24 protein-coding genes are annotated in these 24,545 nt (G+C 61.4%); 11 read left to right on the forward strand and 13 right to left on the reverse strand.

All coding sequences use genetic code 11. The features are described from left to right. The first annotated feature begins 42 nt into the window (after positions 1-42). Complete coding sequence (locus AB4Y44_RS16140) at positions 43-495, forward strand: PA2169 family four-helix-bundle protein (RefSeq protein WP_342920206.1); 453 nt, start codon at positions 43-45, stop codon at positions 493-495. Positions 496-634: 139 nt separating this feature from the next. Here AB4Y44_RS16140 and AB4Y44_RS16145 read toward each other — a convergent pair whose 3' ends face one another. Further along, the gene (locus AB4Y44_RS16145; RefSeq protein WP_342920052.1) at positions 635-883 is read right to left on the reverse strand and encodes a hypothetical protein; all 249 of its coding nucleotides are present in this window, start codon (positions 881-883) and stop codon (positions 635-637) included. 718 nt (positions 884-1,601) lie between these two features. Here AB4Y44_RS16145 and AB4Y44_RS16150 point away from each other — a divergent pair. After that, positions 1,602-3,338, forward strand: a complete 1,737-nt coding sequence (locus AB4Y44_RS16150; RefSeq protein ID WP_368700170.1) for a methyl-accepting chemotaxis protein — start codon at positions 1,602-1,604, stop codon at positions 3,336-3,338. Between the two features lie 413 nt (positions 3,339-3,751). Beyond that, positions 3,752-5,500 carry a thiamine pyrophosphate-binding protein gene (locus AB4Y44_RS16155; protein WP_368700171.1) on the forward strand — a complete coding sequence of 583 codons (1,749 nt, stop codon included), beginning with the start codon at positions 3,752-3,754 and terminating at the stop codon, positions 5,498-5,500. 165 nt (positions 5,501-5,665) lie between these two features. Here the strand turns inward: AB4Y44_RS16155 and AB4Y44_RS16160 are convergent, their stop codons facing one another. The 10 genes from AB4Y44_RS16160 to hyfB all read right to left on the reverse strand — a co-directional run bounded on the left by AB4Y44_RS16160 (position 5,666) and on the right by hyfB (position 15,287). Continuing rightward, on the reverse strand, positions 5,666-6,085 hold the full coding sequence (locus AB4Y44_RS16160; RefSeq protein WP_368700172.1) for a hypothetical protein: 420 nt from the start codon (positions 6,083-6,085) through the stop codon (positions 5,666-5,668). A gap of 150 nt (positions 6,086-6,235) precedes the next feature. Then, positions 6,236-6,976, reverse strand: a complete 741-nt coding sequence (locus AB4Y44_RS16165; protein WP_368700173.1) for a DUF2182 domain-containing protein — start codon at positions 6,974-6,976, stop codon at positions 6,236-6,238. Between the two features lie 52 nt (positions 6,977-7,028). Continuing rightward, complete coding sequence (locus tag AB4Y44_RS16170) at positions 7,029-7,631, reverse strand: DUF1326 domain-containing protein (protein WP_368700174.1); 603 nt, start codon at positions 7,629-7,631, stop codon at positions 7,029-7,031. Between the two features lie 170 nt (positions 7,632-7,801). Next, the gene (locus tag AB4Y44_RS16175; protein ID WP_342920058.1) at positions 7,802-8,074 is read right to left on the reverse strand and encodes a hypothetical protein; all 273 of its coding nucleotides are present in this window, start codon (positions 8,072-8,074) and stop codon (positions 7,802-7,804) included. A gap of 71 nt (positions 8,075-8,145) precedes the next feature. Then, positions 8,146-8,655: an NADH-quinone oxidoreductase subunit B family protein gene (locus AB4Y44_RS16180; RefSeq protein WP_368700175.1), complete on the reverse strand. Its 510-nt coding sequence runs from the start codon at positions 8,653-8,655 to the stop codon at positions 8,146-8,148. Continuing rightward, a complete protein-coding gene (locus tag AB4Y44_RS16185; protein ID WP_368700176.1) occupies positions 8,655-10,217 on the reverse strand; it encodes an NADH-quinone oxidoreductase subunit C in 1,563 nt (520 codons plus the stop codon). Before AB4Y44_RS16185 ends, AB4Y44_RS16180 begins: the two co-directional genes overlap by 1 nt. 3 nt (positions 10,218-10,220) lie before the next feature. Then, a complete protein-coding gene (locus tag AB4Y44_RS16190; protein WP_368700177.1) occupies positions 10,221-11,684 on the reverse strand; it encodes a hydrogenase 4 subunit F in 1,464 nt (487 codons plus the stop codon). Beyond that, a complete protein-coding gene (locus AB4Y44_RS16195; protein ID WP_368700178.1) occupies positions 11,677-12,336 on the reverse strand; it encodes a formate hydrogenlyase in 660 nt (219 codons plus the stop codon). Before AB4Y44_RS16195 ends, AB4Y44_RS16190 begins: the two co-directional genes overlap by 8 nt. After that, positions 12,337-13,287, reverse strand: a complete 951-nt coding sequence (locus tag AB4Y44_RS16200; protein WP_342920063.1) for an NADH-quinone oxidoreductase subunit H — start codon at positions 13,285-13,287, stop codon at positions 12,337-12,339. Next, on the reverse strand, positions 13,281-15,287 hold the full coding sequence (gene hyfB / locus AB4Y44_RS16205) for a hydrogenase 4 subunit B (protein ID WP_368700179.1): 2,007 nt from the start codon (positions 15,285-15,287) through the stop codon (positions 13,281-13,283). The genes AB4Y44_RS16200 and hyfB overlap by 7 nt, the downstream gene beginning before the upstream one ends. A gap of 509 nt (positions 15,288-15,796) precedes the next feature. On the opposite strand from hyfB, the gene AB4Y44_RS16210 reads away from it, so the two are divergent. Beyond that, on the forward strand, positions 15,797-15,994 hold the full coding sequence (locus AB4Y44_RS16210) for a ribbon-helix-helix protein, CopG family (RefSeq protein ID WP_342920065.1): 198 nt from the start codon (positions 15,797-15,799) through the stop codon (positions 15,992-15,994). Positions 15,995-16,014: 20 nt separating this feature from the next. On the opposite strand, the gene AB4Y44_RS16215 is transcribed toward AB4Y44_RS16210, so the two are convergent. Both AB4Y44_RS16215 and AB4Y44_RS16220 read right to left on the reverse strand, forming a co-directional pair. Then, positions 16,015-16,851: a fused MFS/spermidine synthase gene (locus AB4Y44_RS16215; RefSeq protein ID WP_368700180.1), complete on the reverse strand. Its 837-nt coding sequence runs from the start codon at positions 16,849-16,851 to the stop codon at positions 16,015-16,017. A gap of 73 nt (positions 16,852-16,924) precedes the next feature. Continuing rightward, positions 16,925-17,269 carry a zinc ribbon domain-containing protein YjdM gene (locus tag AB4Y44_RS16220; protein WP_342920207.1) on the reverse strand — a complete coding sequence of 115 codons (345 nt, stop codon included), beginning with the start codon at positions 17,267-17,269 and terminating at the stop codon, positions 16,925-16,927. Positions 17,270-17,449: 180 nt separating this feature from the next. Between AB4Y44_RS16220 and AB4Y44_RS16225 the strand changes: the two genes are divergently transcribed. From AB4Y44_RS16225 to AB4Y44_RS16255, 7 genes are all read left to right on the forward strand, one after another. Next, positions 17,450-17,896 (forward strand): hypothetical protein, encoded by a 447-nt coding sequence (locus AB4Y44_RS16225; RefSeq protein ID WP_368700181.1) that lies wholly within the window; start codon positions 17,450-17,452, stop codon positions 17,894-17,896. A gap of 35 nt (positions 17,897-17,931) precedes the next feature. Further along, positions 17,932-18,195, forward strand: a complete 264-nt coding sequence (locus AB4Y44_RS16230) for an HPr family phosphocarrier protein (RefSeq protein WP_368700182.1) — start codon at positions 17,932-17,934, stop codon at positions 18,193-18,195. Positions 18,196-18,577: 382 nt separating this feature from the next. Then, positions 18,578-18,799: a hypothetical protein gene (locus AB4Y44_RS16235; RefSeq protein ID WP_342920069.1), complete on the forward strand. Its 222-nt coding sequence runs from the start codon at positions 18,578-18,580 to the stop codon at positions 18,797-18,799. 318 nt (positions 18,800-19,117) lie between these two features. Beyond that, complete coding sequence (locus AB4Y44_RS16240) at positions 19,118-19,666, forward strand: aspartate carbamoyltransferase (RefSeq protein WP_342920070.1); 549 nt, start codon at positions 19,118-19,120, stop codon at positions 19,664-19,666. A 604-nt stretch (positions 19,667-20,270) separates the two neighbouring features. Further along, entirely contained in the window at positions 20,271-21,920 is a 1,650-nt protein-coding gene (locus AB4Y44_RS16245; protein ID WP_368700183.1) for a sialidase family protein, read from the forward strand. A gap of 387 nt (positions 21,921-22,307) precedes the next feature. Next, positions 22,308-23,288 (forward strand): chromate resistance protein ChrB domain-containing protein, encoded by a 981-nt coding sequence (locus AB4Y44_RS16250; protein ID WP_342920072.1) that lies wholly within the window; start codon positions 22,308-22,310, stop codon positions 23,286-23,288. Then, on the forward strand, positions 23,285-24,469 hold the full coding sequence (locus AB4Y44_RS16255) for a chromate transporter (protein ID WP_368700184.1): 1,185 nt from the start codon (positions 23,285-23,287) through the stop codon (positions 24,467-24,469). The genes AB4Y44_RS16250 and AB4Y44_RS16255 overlap by 4 nt, the downstream gene beginning before the upstream one ends. The last annotated feature ends 76 nt before the right edge of the window (positions 24,470-24,545 follow it).

The following is a 24,545-nucleotide window of genomic DNA, read 5'->3' on the forward strand; positions in this document are numbered from 1 at the left end:
GAAGACGGGAGTCTCACGCGGTTACTCGACGGGAGCAAACCTATGACGATCTCTGTCATTGCCATGCTGAACGAGTTGATCGAAACATCAAAGGACGGCGAGCAAGAATTCACGAAAGCAGCCGACGAGGCACAGCACGCAAGCGTGAACGAAGCACTGCTCGAAAGTGCCGTGCACTGCTCGCGTGGCGCGCGCGAGTTGCAGGAACTCGTCGTGAAGCTTGGCGGCAAGCCGGAAAACGGCGGCAGCGTTGCGGGCGCGTTGCATCGCGGCTGGCTCAATGTGAAATCCGCGGTTGGCACTCGCACCGACGACGCCATCCTGGCGGATTGCGAAAAGGGTGAAGATACCGCGGAAAAGCGGTTTCACGTTGCGCTTGAAAGGAATCTGCCCGCTGATGTGAACGCCGTGGTGGCGCGGCTATACGGCGATGTAGCCCAGGATCTCGATCGCATCCGCGAATTGCGCGTCCAGTTTGCCGAGACGAAGCCCTAACCTGAAGTAACGCGGTCATTGCATGGTGAAACGTGGTGCTGCAGCGACCGGAACGTCCACTGGCGGTCACTGAAATTTGTCGATGTGGCGACGGTTTGCGGTTGCAAGGAACGGATTGTTTGCGTGGTCGACGTGGGCGCTACTGGGTGGCGGATTCAGTAACGACCACCCGCACGTCCTGCGCGAAGGCGTCCTCGAACCGGATGCGCGCCACCGTAAGGCAATCCGCGGGCGTGCCGGCCCCCAGACGTACCGCAGCTTGTGCCGTGGCCTTCGCGGCAAGGCCAAATACAGCGACCGCCTCATCCCATGTGAGGCCCGTCGTCATCACTTCCTGAATGAGCCTGCCCGCCACCGCTTCAATCTTCGCTCTCCGTTCCTGATTCATCACGCCACTCCGGTTTTGTGCGTTGTCGCTTGAGGTCGAAACGGCGCAAATTTCGGACCCGGAGCACAATTCCGATGTCACGCATTGAGTGTTTCTCGAGCGCCTGCACGGCGTCGACGGACGCGCCTGTCGCGCTCGCGCAGACCTGCTTGCTGCCCGAGTCAAGTGTCATTTCGCGCGAGGAGGCGCAGGCTCTTCCGTCGTACGAGATGCTCGAACAGCTACCTGCACACCCGGATCCTTCACAATATTATGGATTGCGAAAAGTATTCGCAGCTGGCGTTGGGCGAACTCTCGCTACCCGGGATGTCACGAGACCGACGCAGTCGCGAACGCGCGGAATCTGGCCTGCGACGTAAGCGTCGTTACACCCCGATCAGGATAGCTGTGTAATTTCCTGTGCACCATGACTGTGCACGACTGAATCGGCCGAAGCTGTCCGTTCCAGCGACCTTACACCGCTGTAAAAAAAATCCCGCGGCAAAACGCATAATTTGTATGAAGAAATAAATCATGCCGCCGATAACCAGTCAGGTACTGCGCTGTTCTCACTTTCGCGTTGCGGGGGTGCCAGCGCCAGACGTTCATCGCACCATGACACCTGGCTTGCAGGTGTTCGTTTAATCGATACAGGGTTGCCGGACTTTTCGGGATTGATATCGAATGTGCACGAACCCGCTTATCTGTTCTGGTTCTTTCATTCTCACCAAAGTGAATCATGAATTTCGGCAACATGAAGCTCGGCACCAAACTGATCAGCGCTTTCATCCTGGTTTCGGCGATCAGCGCGGTCGTCAGCGGGATCGGCCTGCACAACATGACGCAAATCAGCGCGAATGCAGACAAGACGTATCGACAGGATCTTGTCGGACTGAACCTGATCCAGCAGGCTAACGCGGACGTATTGCGAGTCGGGACCTATCTACGCAATGCGGTTCTGGCCACAACGGCCGAGCAGCGGGCCGGCTCGCTGGACCAGGCTGACAAGGCACTGGCCCAGGCACGCGATCACCTCAACCAGGCAGAACCTCTCGTCTATACCGACAAAGGGAAGGCGACCTTCGCCGAGCTCGACCAGGGCTGGCAGGACTACATCCAGGCCTTCAACGAAATGAAAGGCAAGATCAGTTCGGCCGCGTTACAGGATCGGGATGGCCTGACTGAATACATGCTGGGTGAGTACCACACGAAGGGTTTCAGGACGCTTGTCCTGATGGGCAATCTGGTTGCCCTGAAGCAGGGCGACGCGCAAAGGACGGCGGAATCCAACGACGCCGTGTACGGCGAAGGCCGCAATCTGATGCTTGTCCTCGTGGCGATGTCCGTCTCGATCGGCCTCGGTATCGGCATCTGGATGATGCGTAGCCTAACGCGGCAACTGGGTACGGAGCCCGCGACCGCCGCCGCCGTGGCCAGAAGTGTGGCCGCGGGTGACCTGAATGTGAGCATTGACCTGCGCGCCGGCGACTCGAACAGCCTGATGGCATCGCTGAAGTCCATGTGCGAGGCCCTGTTGCGGGTCGTGTCGGACGTACGCGAAAACGCCGAAGGTGTCGCGACTGCGAGCGCGCAGATCGCACAAGGCAACCTCGATCTGTCGAGCCGCACCGAGGAGCAGGCCGCATCGCTCGAAGAAACTGCGTCGAGTATGGAGCAACTGACCGCAGCGGTCCGTCACAACACGGACAATGCAACGCAGGCTGCCACGCTCGCAGGTACAGCCTCGGGCGTGGCGCAGCGCGGCGGCGAAATCGTTGGTCGCGTCGTCGAGACGATGCGCGACATCTCCACGAGTTCGACCCGGATGTCCGAGATTATCGGCGTCATCGAGGGCATCGCCTTTCAGACCAACATCCTCGCACTGAATGCAGCAGTCGAGGCGGCTCGCGCAGGAGAACAGGGGCGCGGCTTCGCCGTCGTTGCGGGTGAGGTCCGCACGCTCGCGCAGCGCAGTGCGACTGCCGCGAAGGAGATCAAGGAGCTGATCTCCGACTCCGTCAACAGGGTGGAAACCGGCTCGAGGCTCGTCGAAGAAGCAGGCGGCGCAATCAAGGAAGTCGTGCAAGCGGTCAAGCGTGTGACTGACATCGTGGGGGAAATCTCGTCGGCATCGAGCGAGCAAAGCACCGGGATCGAGCAGGTGAATCAGGCGGTCAACCAGATGGACCAGGTCACGCAGCAGAACGCCGCGCTCGTGGAAGAGGCTTCGGCAGCCGCGCAGACTATGGCACAGCAGGCGGAAAGCCTGCGCAAGACGGTGGCCTTCTTCAGGGTCAGTGGCCACGAAGCGACGTCATCAAGGGAGACGAAAGCGCTGCAGGCCGTTGCACGGAACCGCGTTCCGTCCTCTCCCGCAGCAGCAACAAAGCCCGCGTCGATTCCAGTCTCCCCGGAGGGCGCAAGCAAGGGACTTGCTGCCACCGCTACCGGGACATCGGAGTGGCAGACATTCTGAAGTCGACTGCAATGTCTGGGCAGCGATCGATAACGGGGCGCGCGCAGGCGGGTCCTGGTCGAGTGGACGCAGATCCACGATAACGTACTCGATAAGGCCCGCCTTGGCGCATCGGGCGGCCGGCGAGTGCTGCGCCAGCGGCGCATGGAGCGCGCGCGAGCGACGGTGCAGCCAGGGACGGGAAACTCATGGATGGAGACACTCGGGCCCGCTGTTCGTGCCGACCCGGGGAAGTAGCGCGAGACACGACTGTTACTGAAAGTGCAGCGTGTCGAAGGCCATCTCGCTGTCTCCAGACTTCGGTTGTCCCCGGCTTCGGTACGTTTCAATGCCGAAAGACCGCGCGTCACCCGACGACGGAGAGCGGCGGGATATTCGAATATGGATGTCTGCCCGGATCGTCACCAAAGACCATGAAATCTTCCGCTCCGCTCAACGTTTCGAAGATGGTGGTGAAGTCGCTGGAGTCTGCAGGAATCGACCACGTGTTCCTGGTTCCTGGAAAGCTGATTTATCCACTTCTGGATGCAATTCACGATTCGCCTTCCATTCGCGGCATCGTTGGCGCTCATGAAACGGGCAGCGCTTTCATGGCCGATGGCTACGCACGCGCCAGCCGCAAGTTCGGTGTTTGCGCAGGCATTTCCGGTCCGGGCACCATGAACTTCGTGCCCGGCATGGCGGCCGCTCAGGCGGACCGGATTCCGATGCTCTATATCGCGGGAGGCATCTCGTCGAGTGCGGAGGGTAAAGGAGCCTTCCAGGATGCGACGTCAGGTGGCATCTTTGAAAGTGGCGTGGTCAGAGAGCTGATGACGGACGTGGTCGAGCTGAAGAACAAGGAAAACGTTCAGGCTGAGCTGCGTCGTGCGACGGACGGGCTGAACTGGATGCGTCGGGCGCGGTCATTCATCAGTATTCCTGTTGACATTCAAAGGCAGGATGTTCCTCCCGGCCCGCAGATAGCACGGCAACCCTACGCCCAGCAAGAATTCAATATGGGCGAAGTTCCGCCTGACCGTACCGCACTGGAGGCCCTGTGCCATCTGTATCTGCTGCAGTCGAAGAAAGTCGCGTTTCTGGTTGGGAGTCGCGGGAATGACGCGGAGACTGCGAGGGCCCTTCTTGAGGTCGCGGAAAAATTTCACGTTCCGGTCGCGACGACGCTGGCGGGCAAGGGTGCATTTCCCGAGGGACATAAACTCGCCCTGGGCATCTACGGGTTCTCAAGCCATTCGCGCGCTGCGCGTGTGGTCAATTCTGACGAGCTTGATGCTCTCGTCGTATTTGGCAGCGATCTGAACCAGCGTGACAGCATGAACTGGAGCAGGAAGCTGACCGAGGGGAAGGATCTGCTTGTCTTCGATGACAGCTTCGATCATCCCCCGATGGGGCACATTGCGCAGCGAAGTATTTTCTCCGGGATCGGGGCGAGCTTCCGGTTGCTCGCCCGGATGAACGCGGGCGCCCACGACGGGTTCCAGAAAGTGCTCGAAAGAAGAAGGGCATGGGTCGCCGGGCTCAACCGGATTCCCCTGTACGACAGCCAGTTCGAGGACTTTGCCGCAAGGGCTTCGAGCGACAATGAATCGCTTTATCCTGGCACCGTCATCAAGCGCCTGTGCCAGCTGATGCCGAGGGAGAGCAACGTCGTGGTGGATTCCGGTGCCCATCGAATATTCATGGCCCACTACTGGCTGACGTCGGGCATGGGCAACTACTTTTCGTCCAGCTCACTCGCGCCGATGGGCTGGGCTATCGCAGCCGGAATCGGCGTCAAGATTGCGGCCCCTGAACGCCCCTGCGTCGTCGTCACGGGCGACGGATGCATGATGATGCACGGAACGGAAATTCAGACGGCAGCTCGCTACGGCATCAAGGTGATCTACGTCGTCCTGAACAACTCTGCGCACGGCGCAATCCACATCGACGCGATGAGGGGCGGTCTGATTTCGGAGCAGTTCACGAGCCTGCCCCGTCACAGCTGGACGGCGTTCGCATCGTCACTCGGTGTGGCGGCACGCGTGGTTAACGGAATCGACGAGCTGGATGATGTTCTCGGTGAGGCAAGTCGATATAACGGACCGTTCCTGGTTGAAGTGATGACGGGCGTCTTTCCCGCGCCGAACCGCTACTATTCAGAAGCGCAAGCCTGTTCCTGAACAGCGGCCTTGCTCATTGGTAGACCGGAGGACGCGGATCTAAAGGCCAGCGAATTCAATTTGACCGCGATCTCAAGTCCCGGAGTGCCGATCAAGACGAACGAAAGGCGGCAGACTTGCTCATCCAAGGTCGGAGACATCCGGCATATCATCAACCACGCTGGGTCATTGAAATGGCGCGCACAGACGGTCGAACGGGGCGGCGATCAGTACGCACGCGATGAAGCCAAGAGTGACGGTGAAAGCCGTGGCCACAATCGCGCTACACCATGCGATGAAGCACGCGGCATCCTGTTCGCCGTGCGATGACCAGGCGATCTTCCTCCAGGCGCGTCCGGTGGCGACAGCAAGTACAAGGCAAACGGCGAACGCCGCAGCCGACACCGCGGCAAGAATGTTCTCGGTGTCGTCCCAGCGGAGTTCGCCGCGCTGTGCGACTCCGATTACACATGCGCTGGAGACTAGCGTGATGCAGATGAGCAGGTAAAGCAGCCATATTAGCGGCACTGCGAACAGCGCGATCCATACCGTTATGCGCTGCCGGCGCATGGGGTCGAAGTGGCGCGAAGGGCTGGCGGTGTGCATTGTCAGCGGCTCATGAATCCCCTGCTGCGCACATTGCGTGCCTGCGCTGACTGTCTTCGTTGTTCCGGAACGAGGGGGCGAACGCCAACTCGTGGCCGACTTTGGTCGAATATCCTGCTGCCCGCGCGACCGTTCCAGCCGTTCGCGACTTTACACCCTTGCTGCAACTTCAACGCCCCAGCAAATCAGCAGCACTCCCTGCGCGAAAGGAATCCATCGTACCTGCGGCAGCATTTTTTCGAGCATTATGTAGATTGTCAGCGCGACAATCCAAAGGACATTCATGACGCCAAATACGAAGAGAAGCGTCATGAGTAGCCCACAGCATCCTACGCAGTACATCCCATGACGAAATCCCTGGATCCAGGCACCGAGGATGCCGTCGCGCCACCCGGCCAGAAGAAAGCCAACAGGAGACGCACACCTGGCAAGGCACGAATGCTTTAAAGGTGTGAACTGGAACATGCCGGCGATGACCAGAAGTGCGCCCGCGAACAACGGCGTTGCGCTCTCCATCATCGGTGTAACGAGACGAGCCTCCAGCAAGCCCCATTGCGCGAGCGTCGCGAACACGCTAAAGCCGGACCATACGGTCAGGTAGCCAAGAACGAACACGCTCGTGGGCGCGTATGACAGGTGTTGCGCCCGCCGCAGGCTGCTCATGGACGCGAAAGCCAGAACCATCGGTACGACCGACGGAAGCATCATGGCGGCCATCATGATGGCCCACATCGCGAGGACCAGCAGCAGATCGGCGACTTGCCAATGCGTCATGCGCGGCATGATGGCCATCGCCGCCCCTGCGTCCATATGCGCCATGCCCCAGCCCATGTACAACAGGTAGACCCACGCGAGCGCTGCGGCGACGGTGAGCCCGGACAGTACTATCACGCGCTCGTGTACCGGCCGCCGTCGCGTCACGCTCCCAACCAGTAAGCCAGGCTCAGCCATGGTAGTTGAACGGAGAATAAAATCCGTTGCGATCGGAGACTTCTCTGGTGAAGCCGTGGTCGGTGAAGCGAAATTCCTTCGATTTTCCTACCACTGCCGCAAACCCGGGGACCGGCGTAAACGGGTGATTGCTGATCGTTACCTCGCCACCGTCCTGTCCAGACAAGGCCTCGATCTCCATGTCTGCGATATTGGGGATGTGGAGGCTACGTCGCTTCCCGTCCAGCTGGTAATCGATGGTGGCCGCCCTGACGCCCATGACTTCGCCAATCATCGGGCCAAGCGCCGAAAGTGGGCCGCCGGCCTGGCCGGAAAAGATCTTGCCCAACGCCTCTTGCTGTTCAGATGTGCCGCGTTCGTCAAGGTAGAGCGCGACTTTCCATTTGTTTTGCAACATATGGCCCGGCGAATATGCAAAGAGGGCGATGTTGAGTCCGTCCAGTGTGACGGCAGCGAACGTTCCCTGATCGATGTGCCAACCGATAAGCACCGCGCAGTCTCCATCCGACGGCGGCCCGAGGCAAACGCAGCTGCATGGGGCGTAGCAATTGCAGCTCTCGAAGTACGTACCGGCAACCTTCCAGGTCTCGGCCATTTTGTTCACCTCCGTCGTCGGTCATGGGCAAGAGTGCTCACATTCGGGCCGGACATCCACGTGCGTCAGTATTGGTTCCGGGATGCCGGGCCTAGCTTACGAATCCATTCAAGTCTAGGTCGGAACCGCCAAAGGAGAGCGGATTTCATGCCTCCAGCAAGGTGATTACGTCAGACCAATATACGTCCGCAAACTAGCTTGCCGGGCCTACGAGGCGATGGGGTACGCCGGGCGCAGTCGAACGACCTGGCGGGATTTCTCGCGACATTCATGGCGACGTGCAAGATCGAAACCGTCACAGCAAGAACGGACAGGGCAACAAACCACGTCGGGTAGCGAAGCAGAACGGCAAACAGGAAGCCGAACATCGTGACGAGTTGAGGCCACGCCAGGCGCACGAGTGCGAGGCTCGCGCGCAATTCTTCGAAATCGTCATCATGCATTGAGCGCGTCCCGGTATGTGGAGGTACGGCACGGCGCATACCCGCCTGGATGTCGATCTTCCTGAATTGCGCTAACGTGCCCGGCAGGCCGTCAGGATGCCCCGCAGCAAATCGATGGGTGGTGGTGGACAACCAGGGATGGTCACATCAACCGGCAGGATCGACGAAACCGGGCCGCATACGGCATAGCTGCCGGCAAATATGCCACCCGTGCATGCGCATTCTCCTGCCGCCACGACGAGTTTCGGGGCTGGCGTCGCGTCATATGCGGCAAGCACGGCCGCCTGCATGTTCAGCGTCACGGGTCCGGTCACGAGCAGCAGGTCAGCATGCCGCGGGCTCGCAACGAACCTGATCCCCAGACCTTCAATGTTGTAGTAAGGATTGCTGAGCGCATGGATCTCCAGCTCGCAGCCGTTACAGGAGCCTGCGTCGATCTGCCGGATGCATAGGGCTCGCCCGAGGAGATCGAGTATTTCGCGACGAATCTCTCGCTCCTCGTGTCGCCATGAATCGTCCCCCGTTGGCGCTGATTCGCCCGGAAGGCCGGAGCGCGCGAATTGCCGGATAAGCTGCCACATCAGAGGTCGTGCCCCGCATAGTTCAGGTTGAACGACTTGTTGATCAACGGAAAATCAGCAACGATGTTTCCAATGATCGCGTGCTCGAGTGCTGGCCAGCCCTGCCACGATGGATCATGGCAATGGCAGCGCGAAACCACATCGCGTGCGTCCAGCTCGAGCGCGACAAATACGTCGCCGCGCCATCCTTCCACCCAGCCCGTCCCGCGCGACGGTTCGCAGACCGGCTTCACGTCGACGGCAACGGATCCGGCAGGAAGGCTGGTGAGCAGTACACGTATCAGGCGCAGGGACTCGTCGATTTCGGCAAATCGCACGGCAACGCGCGCCGCGACGTCGCCCCGAGCGTCGCTTGCAGCCTTGACGGACACATCGTCGTACGGAGCGGGTCGCAAGGCCGCGCGCAAATCGAATGTATGACCGCTGGCGCGAGCGGCCATGCCGCGCATGCCGAAATGTCCAGCGACATCGGCAGTCAACCGACCGGCACCAGCAAACCGGTCCTGCAATCCCGACTGGTCTTCGTAGATCTTGCGCATGATGCGGGCTTCACGCCCGATAGCGTCACACTGCTTCACCAGGGCGGTTATTGTCTCCGGACGAATGTCGACTGACGCGCCACCCGGCACGATCCGGTCTATCAGATAGCGATGCCCAAAGGCGTGCGCGTTCATCCGTATCCAGTCCTCCTTGAGTCGTGAGAACTGTGCGAGTCCGAAGGCGAAGCCGGCATCGTTGCCGAGCGCACCAAGGTCGCCCAGATGATTGGCGACCCGCTCCCTTTCGAGCAGGAGGGCGCGCACATACAACGCACGGTTCGACACCGTGACACCGCACGCCTGTTCAAGCGCCATACAGTATGCCCATGAAAACGCAACTGTCGAGTCGCCTGCAATCCGTGCCGCGACCCGATAGCCATTTGAGGCCGGCGTTCGTTCGAAGAGGCGCTCGACTCCGCGGTGCACATAACCCAGGCGCTCTTCAAGGCGCAGCACCTTTTCCCCAACGACCGAAAAGCGGAAGTGCCCCGGCTCGATGGTGCCGGCGTGGATCGGCCCGACCGCGATTTCGTGTACGCCGTCTCCCGCGACCTGCACGAAGGGGTAATCCGCCTCGCTGGACTCGAACGTCTCGACGCCTGATGCCTGTCTTTGCAACGGGAAATAGTCATCGGGCCAGCTGCCGTGATTGAGCCACGGGCGGGTGTCCTGCGCATCACGCGCCCGCAGGCCGGTGAGATCGAAGATCGCGCGCTGCATGCGCGCCGCGTACGGAAAAATGGCGGCAAGATCAGGGAAGCTCCCACCGGCCTGAGGGCTGCACCCCGTCGCAAGACGCACCCACATGATCCCGTCTTCGCACTCGTACGCCGCGTTTGCCGAAAAACCCCCGTCGGGTGCTTCGCAGCCCCACATCGTGATGAGCCGGCTCTGCTGCGAGTGCGCCATGTGCGCGACTTCGAGCCACCGCGCTTCGTTGACCTCCACGATGGCTGCCGGAATCTGTCCCGTTGCGTGCGACAGCCGGATCGCGCCTTCGATCTGTACCGTGTCAAGTCGCATGCTTCAGCCCCCCAGCATCGTTGCGGCCTGGCGATACCACGTTGCCAGGTAAGGGGGCACATAGAGGCCGAGCATCAGCCCGAGGCCCAGATGCACGAAGACCGGCAGCAGGGCAGGGCGATGCTCGAGCGGTTTTGCCGTGGTCGTTCCACCAAACACCATCCGCTGCACGCGCGCGAAGATTGCCGCAAAAGCGACGGCGAGGCCGAGCAGGAGCAGGGGTGCCGTCCACGGTATCGTATTCATGGCGGTCGTCAGGATCAGGAACTCGCTCGCAAACACGCCGAACGGCGGCAGGCCGAGGATCGCGAGCGAGCCGAGCATCATTGCCCAGCTGACCGTCGGGCTGACCTGCAGCAGCCCGCGAATCCCGTCGATCGCCTGCGTGCCTGCCTTCTGCGCCGCGTGGCCCACGGTGAAGAAGATGGCCGACTTGACGAGCGAATGGACGGTCATATGAAGCAGCCCGGCAAACGTCGCGATCGGGCCGCCAAGTCCGAACGCGAAGGTCATCAGCCCCATGTGCTCGATCGAGGACCAGGAGAACAGCCGCTTGACGTCCTTCTGGCGAAACAGCGAGAACGACGCAACCAGTACCGACACGAGCCCGAAGCCGACCAGCAGCCGCCCCGGCAGGCCATTGCCCAGGGCACCATCGGCAAGTACCTTGCAGCGTAGCACCACGTACAGCGCGACGTTCAGCAGAAGACCAGAAAGCACGGCCGAAATCGGTGTCGGGCCTTCGGCGTGGGCGTCCGGTAACCAGCTATGCATTGGTACCAGTCCGACCTTGGTGCCGTAGCCTACGAGCAGGAAGACGAAGGCGATCGATACGATGTTGCGGTCAAGGTGGATCCTGGCCGCTGCCAGGCTTGTCCAGAGCAGCGCATCATCGCCGCTCAACTGCCGGCTCGCCGCGAGGTAAAGCAGGATTGTGCCGAACAAGGCCTGCGCGATGCCGACTCCACACAGGATGAAGTACTTCCATGCGGCCTCGAGGCTCGCAGCTGTGCGGTAGATGCTGACCAGCAGCACGGTCGCGAGCGTGGCGGCTTCCATCGCGACCCAGAGTACCCCGAGATTGTTGGTCAGCAGGGCAAGCAGCATGGCGAAGATGAATAGCTGGTACATGCTGTGATACAGGCGCATGCGCTTGGCCGTCATCCGGGCACGGTCCTCTTCGACCTGCATGTACGGTCGCGAGAACAGTGACGTCGTCCAGCCAACGAATGCGGTCAGCGCGACGAGGTACACGTTGAGCGGATCGACGAAAAATGCCCGACCGAACGCAAACGACGGGCCGTGTTCGACGGTACGCGCCGCGAGTACGAGCGTGGCAGCAAACGTCGCGACGCTGAATGCGACGTTCAGGTGCCGTGCGACACGGCTCGTTCGAGTGAGCGCCAGGCATGCGGCGGCCAGGAGCGGAATGCCGAGTACGGCGAGCACGACGTGGGCGTCACTCATCCCTGAGTTTCTCGATGTGATGGATGTCCAGGCTGTCGAACTGCTCCCGGATCTGGAACATGAACACGCCCAGAATCAGGATGCCGACCAGCACGTCCAGCCCGATGCCGAGCTCAACGATCATCGGCATGCCGTTGGTCGCGGCCGTTGCCGCGAAGAACAGGCCGTTCTCCATCGACAGGAAGCCGATCACCTGGGGAATCGCCTTCGCGCGCGTGATCATCGCCATGAACGACAGCAGCACGCACGCGAGTGCGATCCCGAGTGTGCCGTGCGCGACCGAGGTCGCGAGCTGGCTGATTGGCGAGGCGACGGTGAACGCGATGATGACGAGCACGATACCAATGAGCATCGTCGTCGGAATGTTGATGAGCGGCTCGACGTCGGCCCGCACGTCGAGCATTCGCACAAGCCGGTACAGGATCCACGGAATCACACCGACCTTCAGCACGAGCGTGAGGCCCGCGGACACGTACAGGTTTGCATCGCCCGTCACGAATCCGAGGATCAGGTTTGCCAGCACGAGTACGACGCCCTGCAGCGTATAGAGGTGAATCAGCGAGAGGATCCGGCGCTGGCTCAGCATCGCGAACGACAGTGCGAGCAGCACGGCCGCGAGGAAGTTGATGAGTTGCGTCGCGTAACCGTGCATTCACGCCCCCAGCAGGATATGCACGAGCATGCCGATGACCGCGAGCAGGAAAGCGGTGGCGAGAAACTCGGGAACGCGGAAAATGCGCATTTTCGCGTTTGCGGTTTCGACCGCGGCAAGTGCAGCACCGCCCGCCATGAGCTTGATGAAAAGCACCGGCAGCGCGAGCAGCAGCGCAAACGGGCTGCCTGCCCCGGCGATGCCCCAAGGTACGAACAGCGCCAGTCCAATGCATGAGTACGCGAACAGCTTCAGGCTCGCCGCCCATTCCATCAGCGCGAGGTGTCGTCCTGAATATTCGAGGATCAGCGCCTCGTGGATCATCGTCAGCTCGAGGTGAGTGGTGGGATTGTCGACCGGAAGGCGCGCGTTCTCGGCGAGCGACACCAGCGTGAACGCAATACCCGCGAAGGCCAGGCTCGGATAGATCGTGAGTTCACTCCGGCCCAGCGTTGCGACGATGTTCGTGAGCTGTGTCGACTGCGTGATCAGCGAGGCAGAGAACAGCACCATCAGCAGAGCCGGCTCTGCGAGGAAGCCGATCAGCATCTCGCGGCGGGCGCCGAGCGTGCCGAACGCGGTGCCGATGTCCATCGCAGCGAGCGACAACGCGACTCGCGCGAGCGCAAACAGGCCGACGAGCGCGATTGCGTCCGCAGCAGGTGACAGCGGCAGTTCAGTCGACAGCGTGGGCACGATCGCACACGCGAGCGTCATCGCGGCCCAGACGACGTAGGGGGCCCCACGGAACACCGGACTTGCACTGTGCGCGACGACCGATTCCTTGTTGAAGAGCTTGTGGAGCGTCCGGTACGGCTGCCAGATGGATGGCGCGCGCCGGTTTTGCAGCCATGCGCGGCACTGGTTGATCCAGCCCGTGAGCAGCGGGGCGCCGGCAAGCGCCACGAGAATCTCGAGGGCCTGCGAGATCACGCCGGACAGGCTCACCATTGCCTCACCAGCATCAGGAGCAGGATCAGGACGGCGAAGCTGTAGGTCAGGTACACGGCAATCCTGCCGGTCTGCAGCCGGCCAGCCCATTGTGCCGTGCGCTGCGTGAGTGCCGCGATTCGATCATAGAGCAGGGACCATGTGCGGTCGGTGACTGACACGCGGTAGACCGGTTGCGTATCGTATGGCGATGGCAATTGCCGCTCGACGCGTAGCAGCGGCGCGAAGATCTCCCGGATCGGTTGCCCGAAGCCTTCGGCGGTGTCCTGCATCCGTGCTGTCGTGAACGGAAAGCCGCAGCTCCAGGGCGCCGCGCGACGCAGCCGGCCGTGGTAGAAGCGCCGCACCAGGATCCAGGCAAGCGCGCAGCAGGCAATGAAGAAAAGCACGAACACGCCGGGCATGTAACTCGCCCGTGCAGTGGACACCGGCGCGAACAGCAGCCAGCCCTGGTTGTTCGCAGCGACGCCCCTCCCAACCAGCGCACGCGTGACCGGGTCCAGCACCTTGACGAACTGAACGGGCATCAGCCCGAGCAGCACGCCGGCCGCGGCGAACCAGCAGAACGCGAGCCGCTCCCATACATTCGCGTCGCGTGCACGGGCCAGTTTCGCTTCCCTCGGCTGCCCGAGGAACACGATGCCGAAGAACTTGACCATCGTGTAGCCGGCGAGCGCCGCCGACATCGCGACCAGCGCGGCCACGATCGGCACCGTCATGGCGAGCAGGGAATTGGGCAAGCCCGGCGCGAACAGGAAACTCTGCAGCAGAAGCCACTCCGCGACGAAGCCACTCAGCGGCGGCAGGCCTGCGCTGGCCGCGACGCCCGCAAGCACGGCCCACGCGGTCCACGGCATGAACCGGATCAGGCCGCCCAGCCTGCCAAGGTTACGCTCTCCGGTGGCGTGCAGCACAGCGCCCGTACCCAGGAACAGAAGGCTCTTGAAACACGCGTGTGCGGCAATCTGGTAGAGCATCGCGGTCAGCGCCAGGGCTGACAGAAGCGGCATGCCGCAAGCACGAAACAGCACCGCGAGTCCGAGTGCTGCGATCATCAGGCCAACGTTGTCGATCGACGAATACGCGAGCAGGCGCTTCATGTCGACCTGGATCGTGCTGAACACCACGCCAAGCAGCGTGGTGCCAACGCCGAGCACGAGCAGCAGCACGCCCCACCACGCGATCTGCACGTGCAGGAGGTCGAACACGGTACGCAGCATGCCGTACAGGCCGGCTTTCAGCACGAATCCGCTCAGGAGCGCCGACACGGGCGACGGCGCTGCCGGATGCGCCTCCGGCAGCCAGACATGCAGCGGGAACACGCCGGCCTTGGCGCCGAATCCGATGATCGCGAACAGGAACGCGAGCGACGCCCAGAATGGGGCGGGCGACTGAGCCCGCATGTTGGCGAAGGTGTAGTCGCCGGTGCGCGCCTGGAGAATGCCGAAGCACAGGAGCAGCGCGAGCGCGCCGATGTGCGAAATCAGGAAGTACAGGTAGGCGGCGCGGCGGATCTCGCCGATCCGGTGGTTGGTCATGACGAGGAACGTGGCGGACAGCGTCAGCGTTTCCCAGGCAACCATGAACGCGTAGGCGTCGTCTGCGATGAGCACGAGCGCGATGCTCGCGATACACACGTGGTATTCGAAACAGATGAGTCCGGGCGCGGTCCCTTCGCCCTTGCGGAAATAGCCGGCGGAAAAGGCGCCGATCCCCGCGCTGACGACGCCGAGCACGAACAGGAAATAGCCCGACAGCCGGTCGAGGCGCAGATGGAACGGAAGGCCGGGCAGGCCGACCGGCAGCAGCATGGCGGACGGTTCGGCGAAGACACCAACCACACCTGCCGCGCCCAGCAGCAAGCCAGCCAGCGCGCCGAGCGGAAACAGGCTGTGCGCGACCAGCCTCGTGCGATGCAGAACCCCAAGGCCCAGCGCGCCGAGCGCGAGCCAGACAACCACGACCAGCAGGACGAAATGGACGCCAGGCACGCTTGCCATCCGGATTGTCTCCAGTGCGCTCGGATTGAACGAGGGGCATGGACCGAGCCCGGCACACCGGACCAGTCCTGCGCATAATATTACATCGAAAGATGCATACGGCTAGCAGACCATGATAATAACGTTATCATGTGAGCTACATGAAGCCGAAAAGGCCAATGCACCAGGTGTGCTGGCGCACGCCTCGCACAGCGCCCGAAGGGCTCGCTGTGGGCGCAGTGCAAGCGCAAACCGTCGGCCCGGGTTGTCGCTCACCTTTGTCGCCGACGACGTGTTCGCCTGTTTCCGCAGGCAGCAACCGGGCACGCTGGTCTGCGTAAGGAGCGTGAAGCGGGGGAGTGGCTGTAGTGCGTGGGCCCCGGCAGTGTTACCGGAACTGCTTTGTGCAGGGAATCAATGTCCAGGGCGTCGTGACTATCGGGACGGCCTCGCGCGCTTGCGCGGGCATTGGCATTGAACGTGAGTGTATTATAATTCGATTATCATACTTGCCTTTCCTGCCTCTCCCAATGGAAACGAAAACCGCGCGTCTGACCATCCTGATCGATCCCGCCAAGAAGGAGGCATTCGAGAAGCTCTGTGCTGCGCAGGATCTGACGTCTTCGCAGGTTGTCCGGCAGTTGATCCGCGAATATCTCGAACGTCACGGCGTGACCTACAAGACGAAGAGCGCGCTAGGCAAGCGGGTCGGGCGCAGCGCTGACTGAAGCTCACCGGGCCAGCACGTTCACGCACCATGCTCCCAGTGTGCGTGGCCGTTCTCACGCCAGATCAACCGTTTCGGGTCGAGGCTCACGCCGCCCTTCAGTCGTCTGGCGGTAACCGGTAGCCTCAGGTCATCCGCCCACGCATACGAGAAGGCGCGATCGAGCAGGACGCGCGAAGACGGCAGACGGCTTCTGCCTTTCCAGGCGAAAGCGATGAAATTGCTGTCGTCCCCGCATCGGACCAATGCGTATGAGGCGCCGAACACGGATTTCAGCCGTTCAACGTAAAGGTCCAGCGCGGGTTCGTCATCGGTGAAATTCATCGCAAGTACGCCCGTCTCTGTCAACCGTTCGCGACAGGCAGAGAAGAACGCGATATCCGTGCACTGGCTCGCGACCCCGCCCGACACGTAGGCATCAACCAGGATGACATCGGCTGCGGCGCCCTCATTCCGGATGTGGTCTGCTCCATCGGCGCACACCACCCTGAAGCGCGCGTCGTCTGCCGGAATTCTGAACACGTCGCGCAGCGCAATCACCTCAGGGTCGATCTCGACCGCAGTGATCACCACTTCAGGCAGATGCAGATAGCAGTACTTCGCCAGTGAGCCCCCGCCCAGCCCGATCATGCAGATGTGCCTGGGAGCGGGCTGCAGCAGCAGGAACCCCATCATCGTGCGCGTATAGCCGAGCGTGAGCCTGTCCGGCGCACGAAGCGACATGCAGCTCTGGGTGGCAAAGTGATCGAAGTGCAGGGACACGGCGTGCTGCGTTTCCAGCACGAAGGGTCGCCTGTCATTCAGTGGCGTCGAGAGGAACTCGACGAATGCGTCACAGGATGTCTGGTCGCCGTCCATTCTCGATATAACCCGTAGTCAGGCAAGTGCGTAAAAAACCGCAGCGCTTCGCGCGCGGCTGCAGGCCTCCCGGTCAGGACTTCTTCAGGAAGCAGGCCTTGAGCATGAAGTTGCCAGTATCGGTCCTGCAGTCAATCTCGTGATCGCCGCCGACGATCCGGATATTTTTCACCCTGGTGCCCATCTTCAGCGTGATCGAGGAGCCCTTGACGCGCAGATCCTTGATCAGCACCACCGTGTCGCCGTCTGAGAGGACGTTTCCGTTTGCGTCCCTCACCACGCCTCTTTCCGGCTCACCCACGGTTTCCACACCCCCGCTCTCTGACCATTCATGGCCGCAGTCCGCGCACACATACAACGCGGCGTCCGGGTAGGTGTTTTCCATTGAGCATTGCGGGCATGCGGGGGCGGCGTTCATTGCGGATTCCGGTGAAAACAGTTTCGGGTCAGTCAGGAAGAAGATGCGTGCTTCGCCGGAGGCGATCATCTTTTCGCGCACACAACATTATAATGTAAGGCACATAATATTGTTGTTGTATTATAATGACGATCGCCGCCCTTCAGCGAACTTGAGGGCGGATTCGCTGAGGATGTCGTCATGTTCGATCTGGATGGAGCGCTGCTGTCGCCTGACCGTCGCCTGGTTCGCGTGCAGGAAATCGTGGGAAGCCGCGGTCTGGTCCTGGTAGGTGTTGGGCGCGGTGGCGAACGCGGGTTCCAGATGATCCACCGCTTCCATGACGTTGGTGAGCAACTCGCGGCGGCCGGCATTCACCTGGCCTTCGTCTATCCGCGCGAATCGGCCCGGCACGTGCTGGACGCGATCTCAGTCGCCAGCGCGCGGTTCCGGCACCATCCACGGCTCCTTCTGGACGTAGAGCGCCGGTGTTTTGCGCAGGCCGTATGGCCGCGATCGCTTGAAGCGGTTCACCTGAACCTCGAAATGACGCGCCTTGCCGGCGTCAGCATCGATCTGCAGGACACAACGTGGGAAGGCGAACTCAGGGCGTTTCTCACGGACTGCCAGATCGATATTTCGCACTGAATCCAGGGAGCTGTCCCGAGATTTTGGAAAAGAACATGGCAACCGTTGTGGATGTTGAAGCCGGTTCCGGGTGGAACCGGAATGGGTCGGACGCTGCCCGGAAGGTATTCGTCAATGTGGCGCGCCGTTTCGAAAGCGACATCCTGCTGGTCGCGAATGGACGCCGCGGCAACGCGAAGGATGGCATGGCAATCGACGCACTACGGGTGCGCGGCGGGACCACTGCTCAGGTGCTGGTCGCGGGCCCGGACGAAGAGGCAGCACTTCACGCGCTTTTACCGCTGCTACAGCAGGGGTGAACCGCATGCCCCGGTTCAACTGGCCACTCCCGAATATCCGTGCCCGTGGCCCAGGCGCTGCTCCGGATATCCCGGTCGTTATGGAATCCGAACATCTCGTCTCGCTGTACTTTGACGGCCGCGGCATGCAAAGCACCATGCTGCGCGCGGCGCCGGATGCGCTTGCGCGTGGAAGAACGGTGTCCCGTTACCGTCACTCGAGGCTTTGATTAAGCAGGTAGATCAACACGCCGGGCAACATGGCGCTGACCTCGCGGAAACAGCCGTACGCATCGGGATGGGTGCGCGCTACGACTGGACGCGACAGGGAATGTCGGCTTTCCACTGATGGCGTAGCGCCCCGCAATGCGCAACAAGTACCCGTGAATTCTTTGGAGAAGCAATGATCGACAATGACACGCCAGACGAGCAAACCCTATCCGCTTCCTCAATCTGGGCACTGGAACGCCTCGCCGAAGTTCGCTATGGGAGAGACGCCCCGGCGCTCGGCTGGTCGGTCACGCGGGAATTGATCAGCGCGGGCTTCGTTAGCTACCCATCCGGTGCACGCTCCAGTATTGCGATTACGGCTGCCGGACGGGCATTCCTGAAAAGCCGGAAGTAGGTCCCCCCATCACGGAAGTGATTGCCTGGTACATCCTGTACGAGAGGTTCGATTGCGTATTCGGCCTGGTGCAGAGAGCATCGTCGTTCTCAGGTGACGCGGCCTGCCGCAAAGCAGTGCGCGGGCGCGGGGCTATTCCCGGTTGAAATCGCCGTCGGCGGACACGACAGCCGCCGCGTCGCCCATGACGTGGCGTATACAACGGATGCGCGAAAGCTGAGCTCGCCTGCGAACGGCGTACTCCCCGTATGATTGCAGTCATGGATTGAGCAGGATGTTGACGCCAGGCGCCTTGCGCACTTTCGACTGGAGTACCCGATGAAACGCCCTTCAGCCATTGTAATCGTGGCATGGACTGCCGTTCTGCTCGGCGCCGCCGCTCTTTCCGCGGCCGCCATCGCCGAAGTCACGGCACGCCAGCGAGATGTTGCACAACAGGGCGCAAAGGTGATGCCATTCTCGCTTGCCGCTACCACTCACATCTTTACGAAGACTGCAGACGGCGGGATCCAGCAGGTCGTCACGAAGCATCATGATCCGAAGCAGGTCGCCATGATCCGCGGGCATCTGGCCGGGATCGCGCATCAATTCGCCGCCGGTGACTTTGAAGCACCGGAGCAGATCCATGGCAACGATATGCCGGGCCTCGCTGTCCTGCGTACAGCCCAGCCGGGCGAACTGAAGATCGACTATCGTGACTTGCCCAATGGCGGCGAAATCGTGTATCGCACGGACGAGCCTCGCCTCGTCGCCGCACTGCACGTATGGTTTGATGCGCAGTTGTCCGATCACGGCCACGACGCGATGGAGGGGCACGATTCCGGCATGATGCATCATCATTCGATGGACGCTTCGACCGCAGAATAGGCCGCGCAGGCGAACAGGATGCCACTGATGTGGATGAATACCGCTGCGACGGTCGTCCAGTTGCGGCTCTATCTGCTTCTCATTTCGCTTCCGCTCACCGCGGTCGCTGCCGCGTCGCTTGAGGGATACCCTCTGACTTGCTTCGACGCCGACCGATAACACTCGCTGGACATATCCGGCAACGCAGTTTTTTCGCCGTCCCTGTTAAATAAGCATTCCGAATAAAATAACGTTGCGAGAGAAGCGCGATAACTGGGTCAGCTCATGCCGTCCAGCCCGCTGATGGAAGTCTGGCGCCACGCTTCTGCAAGCGCATACATGCTTGACCGTTGTTCTGCAATCCTCATACCACGCCAACAGACACGGGGGCGCCACGTGGTGAACTGGCATCCGTAATGAATTTTTCACACAAATGCGGCTATCGCGACCTAGTGTGTTTCCGTAGATGCATCGCCATGTGTCGCAGAGGACGGTAACAAGCGTTGGTTTTGCGGTAGGGCAAGTCGTTTTCACATGTATCGGAAGATCAAGGTGCGGAAGTCATGGCGCCGGTGATGGACAGCCGGCAGTGCACGGGCGTTTTCCCTTTTTCGCGAGGCTCAGAATGAAAATCAATATCAGACGCTTATCCCGGTTTGCTTTTCAGACCATGACAGGCGGTGGCGTCATTGCGCTCGCGTGCTCGGTCGGACCAGGCGTGCACGCGCAAACGCTGGGGGCGCTTGTCCAGGTCGCCGCGGGCGACCCGTTTAGTGGTTGCACTGCCGACCAGGTGCACGCGCAGGAGTCGGCATTCGGCAGCGTCCTGTATCCCGCCACCTCGATCGAGCCCTGGGTTGCGGTTGATCCAACCGATCCTTCCCGCCTTCTCGCCGGCCACCAGCAGGACCGCTGGGACGACGGCGGTTCACGCGGGCTGGTAGGCGTCGTCTCCACTGATGCAGGCAGCACCTGGTCCAATTCAGTGCCATCCGGCGTAACCGCCTGCACCGGAGGAAAATTTCGGCGCGCTTCCGATCCCTGGGTAGATTTCGCGCAAGACGGAACGGCATTTTTCTTCTCTCTGGTACTGGACCCTGCGCAGCCGACGACTCCATTCGGAGCCCGAAATAGTGGGATGCTGGTCAGCCGCTCCAGTGACCACGGCGCGACGTGGCAGACACCCGTTACTCTGATCCGCACCAACTCGCCGCATGTGCTCAACGACAAGAACTCGCTCACTGCGGATCCGACCGCGAACAAATACGTCTACGCAGTCTGGGATCAGTTGAGCGTCTTCCCACCAACGAAGGAAGGTGCCCGTCTGCTCGCGCAAAACGATGGTGTCGCGATTGCCCGCCAGTTGCGTAACGCTGCAGCAGGTGGCGCCCCCGTCTTCAAGTTTAACTTTACCGGCCCGAGTTTCTTCTCGCGGTCCACCGACAATGGCGTGACATGGAGCGCAGCAGCACCGATCTACCAGCCGGGGACGAACGCACAGACAATCGATAACATGGTGCGCGTGTTACCTGATGGGACCCTGCTCGATTTCTTCAGTGCGATCAACGTTACGCCGTCGGGCCTGAGCATCGGTTATATCAAGTCCTCGGATAAAGGTGGGAGCTGGTCGGGGCCGACGTTCGCCAACGATATTCAGTCCGTCGGCGTGGTCGCCCCCGACAGCGCGCAGCCGATACGCGATGCCGCCATTCTCTACAGTGCCGCTGTGAACCCGGTCTCGGGCGCAATCTATCTCGCCTGGCAGGACGACCGCTTTTCGTCCGGGAAGTGCACTACGCCCACTGGGTCGATCCCGATCGACGGAATCGCATTCAGCGAGTCGGATGACGGCGGGGCGACCTGGTCACAACCGGTGATGGTCAACAAGACGCCGCCAAACGCGACGAACCCCTGTCGTCAACAGGCCTTCATTCCGGCGGTAGTGCCGTCTGGCGACGGCAGCACGATTGTGGTGACCTACTACGATTTTCGAAATGACACGAACACGCCTGCCGGGTTCGAGGGCACCGATTATTTCGCGGTGGTCTGTTCGACCGCTACTTCGTGCACGAACTCTGCGAACTGGGGTAACGAACGGAAGCTGACCGATTCTTCGTTCAACATCCTTAATGCTCCCTTGGCGGGTGGCGGCCATTTCCTCGGCGACTACATGGGCCTGAGCGCGAGCGGAGCCAAGACTATTTACCCCTTGTTCGGCGTCGCCACGAGTCCAAACGTGACGTCCGAATTCACCCGCAAGATCACATTGCCGTGAGCGCAAGCGGCGGCGACTGGACGAGAAGTCGCCGCCCGAGCATCAAGGGCAAACAAGGTATCGGCATTGACGCATGGGCAGAGCGGACGCGATACGATGAGAGCATCTACCTGAACGCACTGAGGAAGCGAGGCTCGCCCCTTCTTGCAAACCTCACGGTTCCCCCTCCAAAAGCTTGACTGAGTGACTCAGGGCGTGAAGCGGAGAGCTACGCTTCTTCGAGGACAACAGTCGATCGTTCCACCATGCATCTTGACGGCTTTCGGCGCTGGACAGGAATCGCGCGCAAGAGCGCGCTGTCCGGTCACGCCGCTCGTCGTTCGACGGGGCTCTGATCGAAGAAAAGTAAACTTGTAGATTCCGCTACAAGGAAGTAGCATAATCTACATGAAATCATTATCGGCCTGGTCGGTCCTTGTACTGACGCTGCCCACCGAGAATGCGACGGCGCGCATGCGCTTCTGGCGGGCACTCAAGGCGCGGGGCTGCGCCGTTCTGCGCGACGGCATCTACCTGCTGCCTTACACGGAAGAGCGTGAGGGCGTGCTGCGCGAACTTTCGGTCGCGATTAGCGAAAGCGGCGGTACGGCCCATCTGTTGCGCGCGCCCAGTCTGGACGCGTCGCAGGACACGGAATTTCGCGCGCTGTTTGATCGTACCGACGAGTACGAGGGTCTCATCCGGACACTCGCCGACGCCCGAAAAGCGGTTTCGGGCCAGTCCGCCGCCGAATTAACAAAGGGGATGCGGCGCCTGCGCAAGGACTACGAGACCATCGTCGCCATCGACTTCTTCCCAGGTGAGGCGGCCACGCGTGCCGAGGCGGCCTGGCAGGATTTTGTGGCGCACGTCGATACGGTGCTCTCGCCTGGCGAGCCACACGCAGCAGACCGCGCAATCCGTTCGCTAGCCGTCGAGGATTATCAGGGGCGGACCTGGGCGACTCGCAGGCGCATGTGGGTCGACCGGGTGGCGACCGCATGGCTGATCCGCCGTTTTATCGACCGCGACGCGCGCTTTGTCTGGTTGCCGTCGCCAGACGCCTGCCCAGCCAACGCGCTCGGCTTCGATTTCGATGGTGCAGCCTTTACCCATGTTGGAGACCGCGTCACGTTCGAAGTGCTGCTGGCGAGCTTCGGCCTGGACAGGGACCCGGCGCTAGTGCGGCTGGGCGCAATGGTCCACGCGCTCGACGTAGGTGGTGCGAGCGTGCCAGAAGCCATCGGGTTTGAAGCGGTCATGGCCGGGACACGCGAGCGTGCGGCTGACGACGACCAACTGCTCGCCGCGATGAGCCCGGTGCTCGACTCGATGTACACGCATTTCGTGGCCAGCGAAAGATTCAGCGAGACGGAAAAACGCCAATGAGCACGACCACCGCGCACGTGCCCAGTTACACGCTTGGCCAAATGGCACTTTACATGCTGAAGCTTGGCACTGTGGGCTTTGGCGGACCGGTTGCGCTCGTCGGCTACATGCGTCGCGATCTGGTCGAGCAGCGAGGCTGGATTGCCGAAGCGGACTACCGTGAAGGGCTGGCACTGGCGCAGATGATGCCCGGCCCGCTTGCCGCGCAACTTGGCATCTATCTCGGCTTCGTGCACTACCGCCTTCTGGGCGCCACGGTCGCAGGACTTGCATTCGTGCTGCCCTCGTTCCTGATGGTCGTCGCATTGGGCTGGGCCTATTTGCATTTCGGCGGACTGTCGTGGATGCAGGCGGTCTTCTACGGTGTCGGTGCGACAGTCGTCGGCATCATTGCCATGAGCGCGTACAGGCTGACGACAAAGACGCTCGGCGCGGACCGGCTGCTCTGGATCATCTATCTGACCCTTGCGGCGGTAACAGTCGTCACAGAATCCGAAATCGCGTGGCTCTTCATCGCGGGCGGTATCGTCAACTGGCTGCGCCGTTCTCCGCCTCGATGGCTGGGTAAAGGCGGCGTCAACGCATTAGCCGTGACACAGGCGCCCGCACTTGCTGACATCTTCAGCGGACTGGATCTCCCGTTGCTCGGCCAGATTGGTCTTTTCTTCACGAAGGCCGGTGCGTTCGTGTTCGGCTCGGGCCTGGCGATCGTGCCGTTTCTCTACGGCGGCGTCGTGACCGAGCACCACTGGCTCAACGACAAACAGTTCGTCGATACGGTGGCCGTTGCGATGATCACGCCGGGGCCGGTCGTCATCACAGTCGGTTTTATCGGCTATCTGGTTGCAGGGCTGGCCGGTGCCTGCGTCGCCGCGCTCGGCACGTTTCTGCCGTGCTACCTGTTCACTGTGTTGCCCGCACCGTACTTCAAGAAGTACGGGCGGCTGCCTGCCGTGAAGGCGTTTGTCGATGGCATTACCGCTGCTGCCGTCGGGGCGATTTCGGGTTCGGTCGTCGTCATAGCCAGGCGTTCGGTCATCGACTGGCCAACCGCGCTGATCGCACTTGCAACCGTGCTGCTGCTGTGGCGCTTCAGGAAACTTCCAGAGCCCGTGATCGTCGTCGCAGCCGCCCTGATCGGCCTCGTGCTCTATCCGGTTCTCCATCTGCACGCCTGGTAACCCGCGTGCGGGATTACCGCGAGGAATGCCTATGAAATCGCGACGTACCTTTCTGCACGATACCGTCGCAGTCGGT

The organism is Paraburkholderia sp. BR10937, from assembly GCF_040965695.1.
GTDB lineage: Bacteria > Pseudomonadota > Gammaproteobacteria > Burkholderiales > Burkholderiaceae > Paraburkholderia.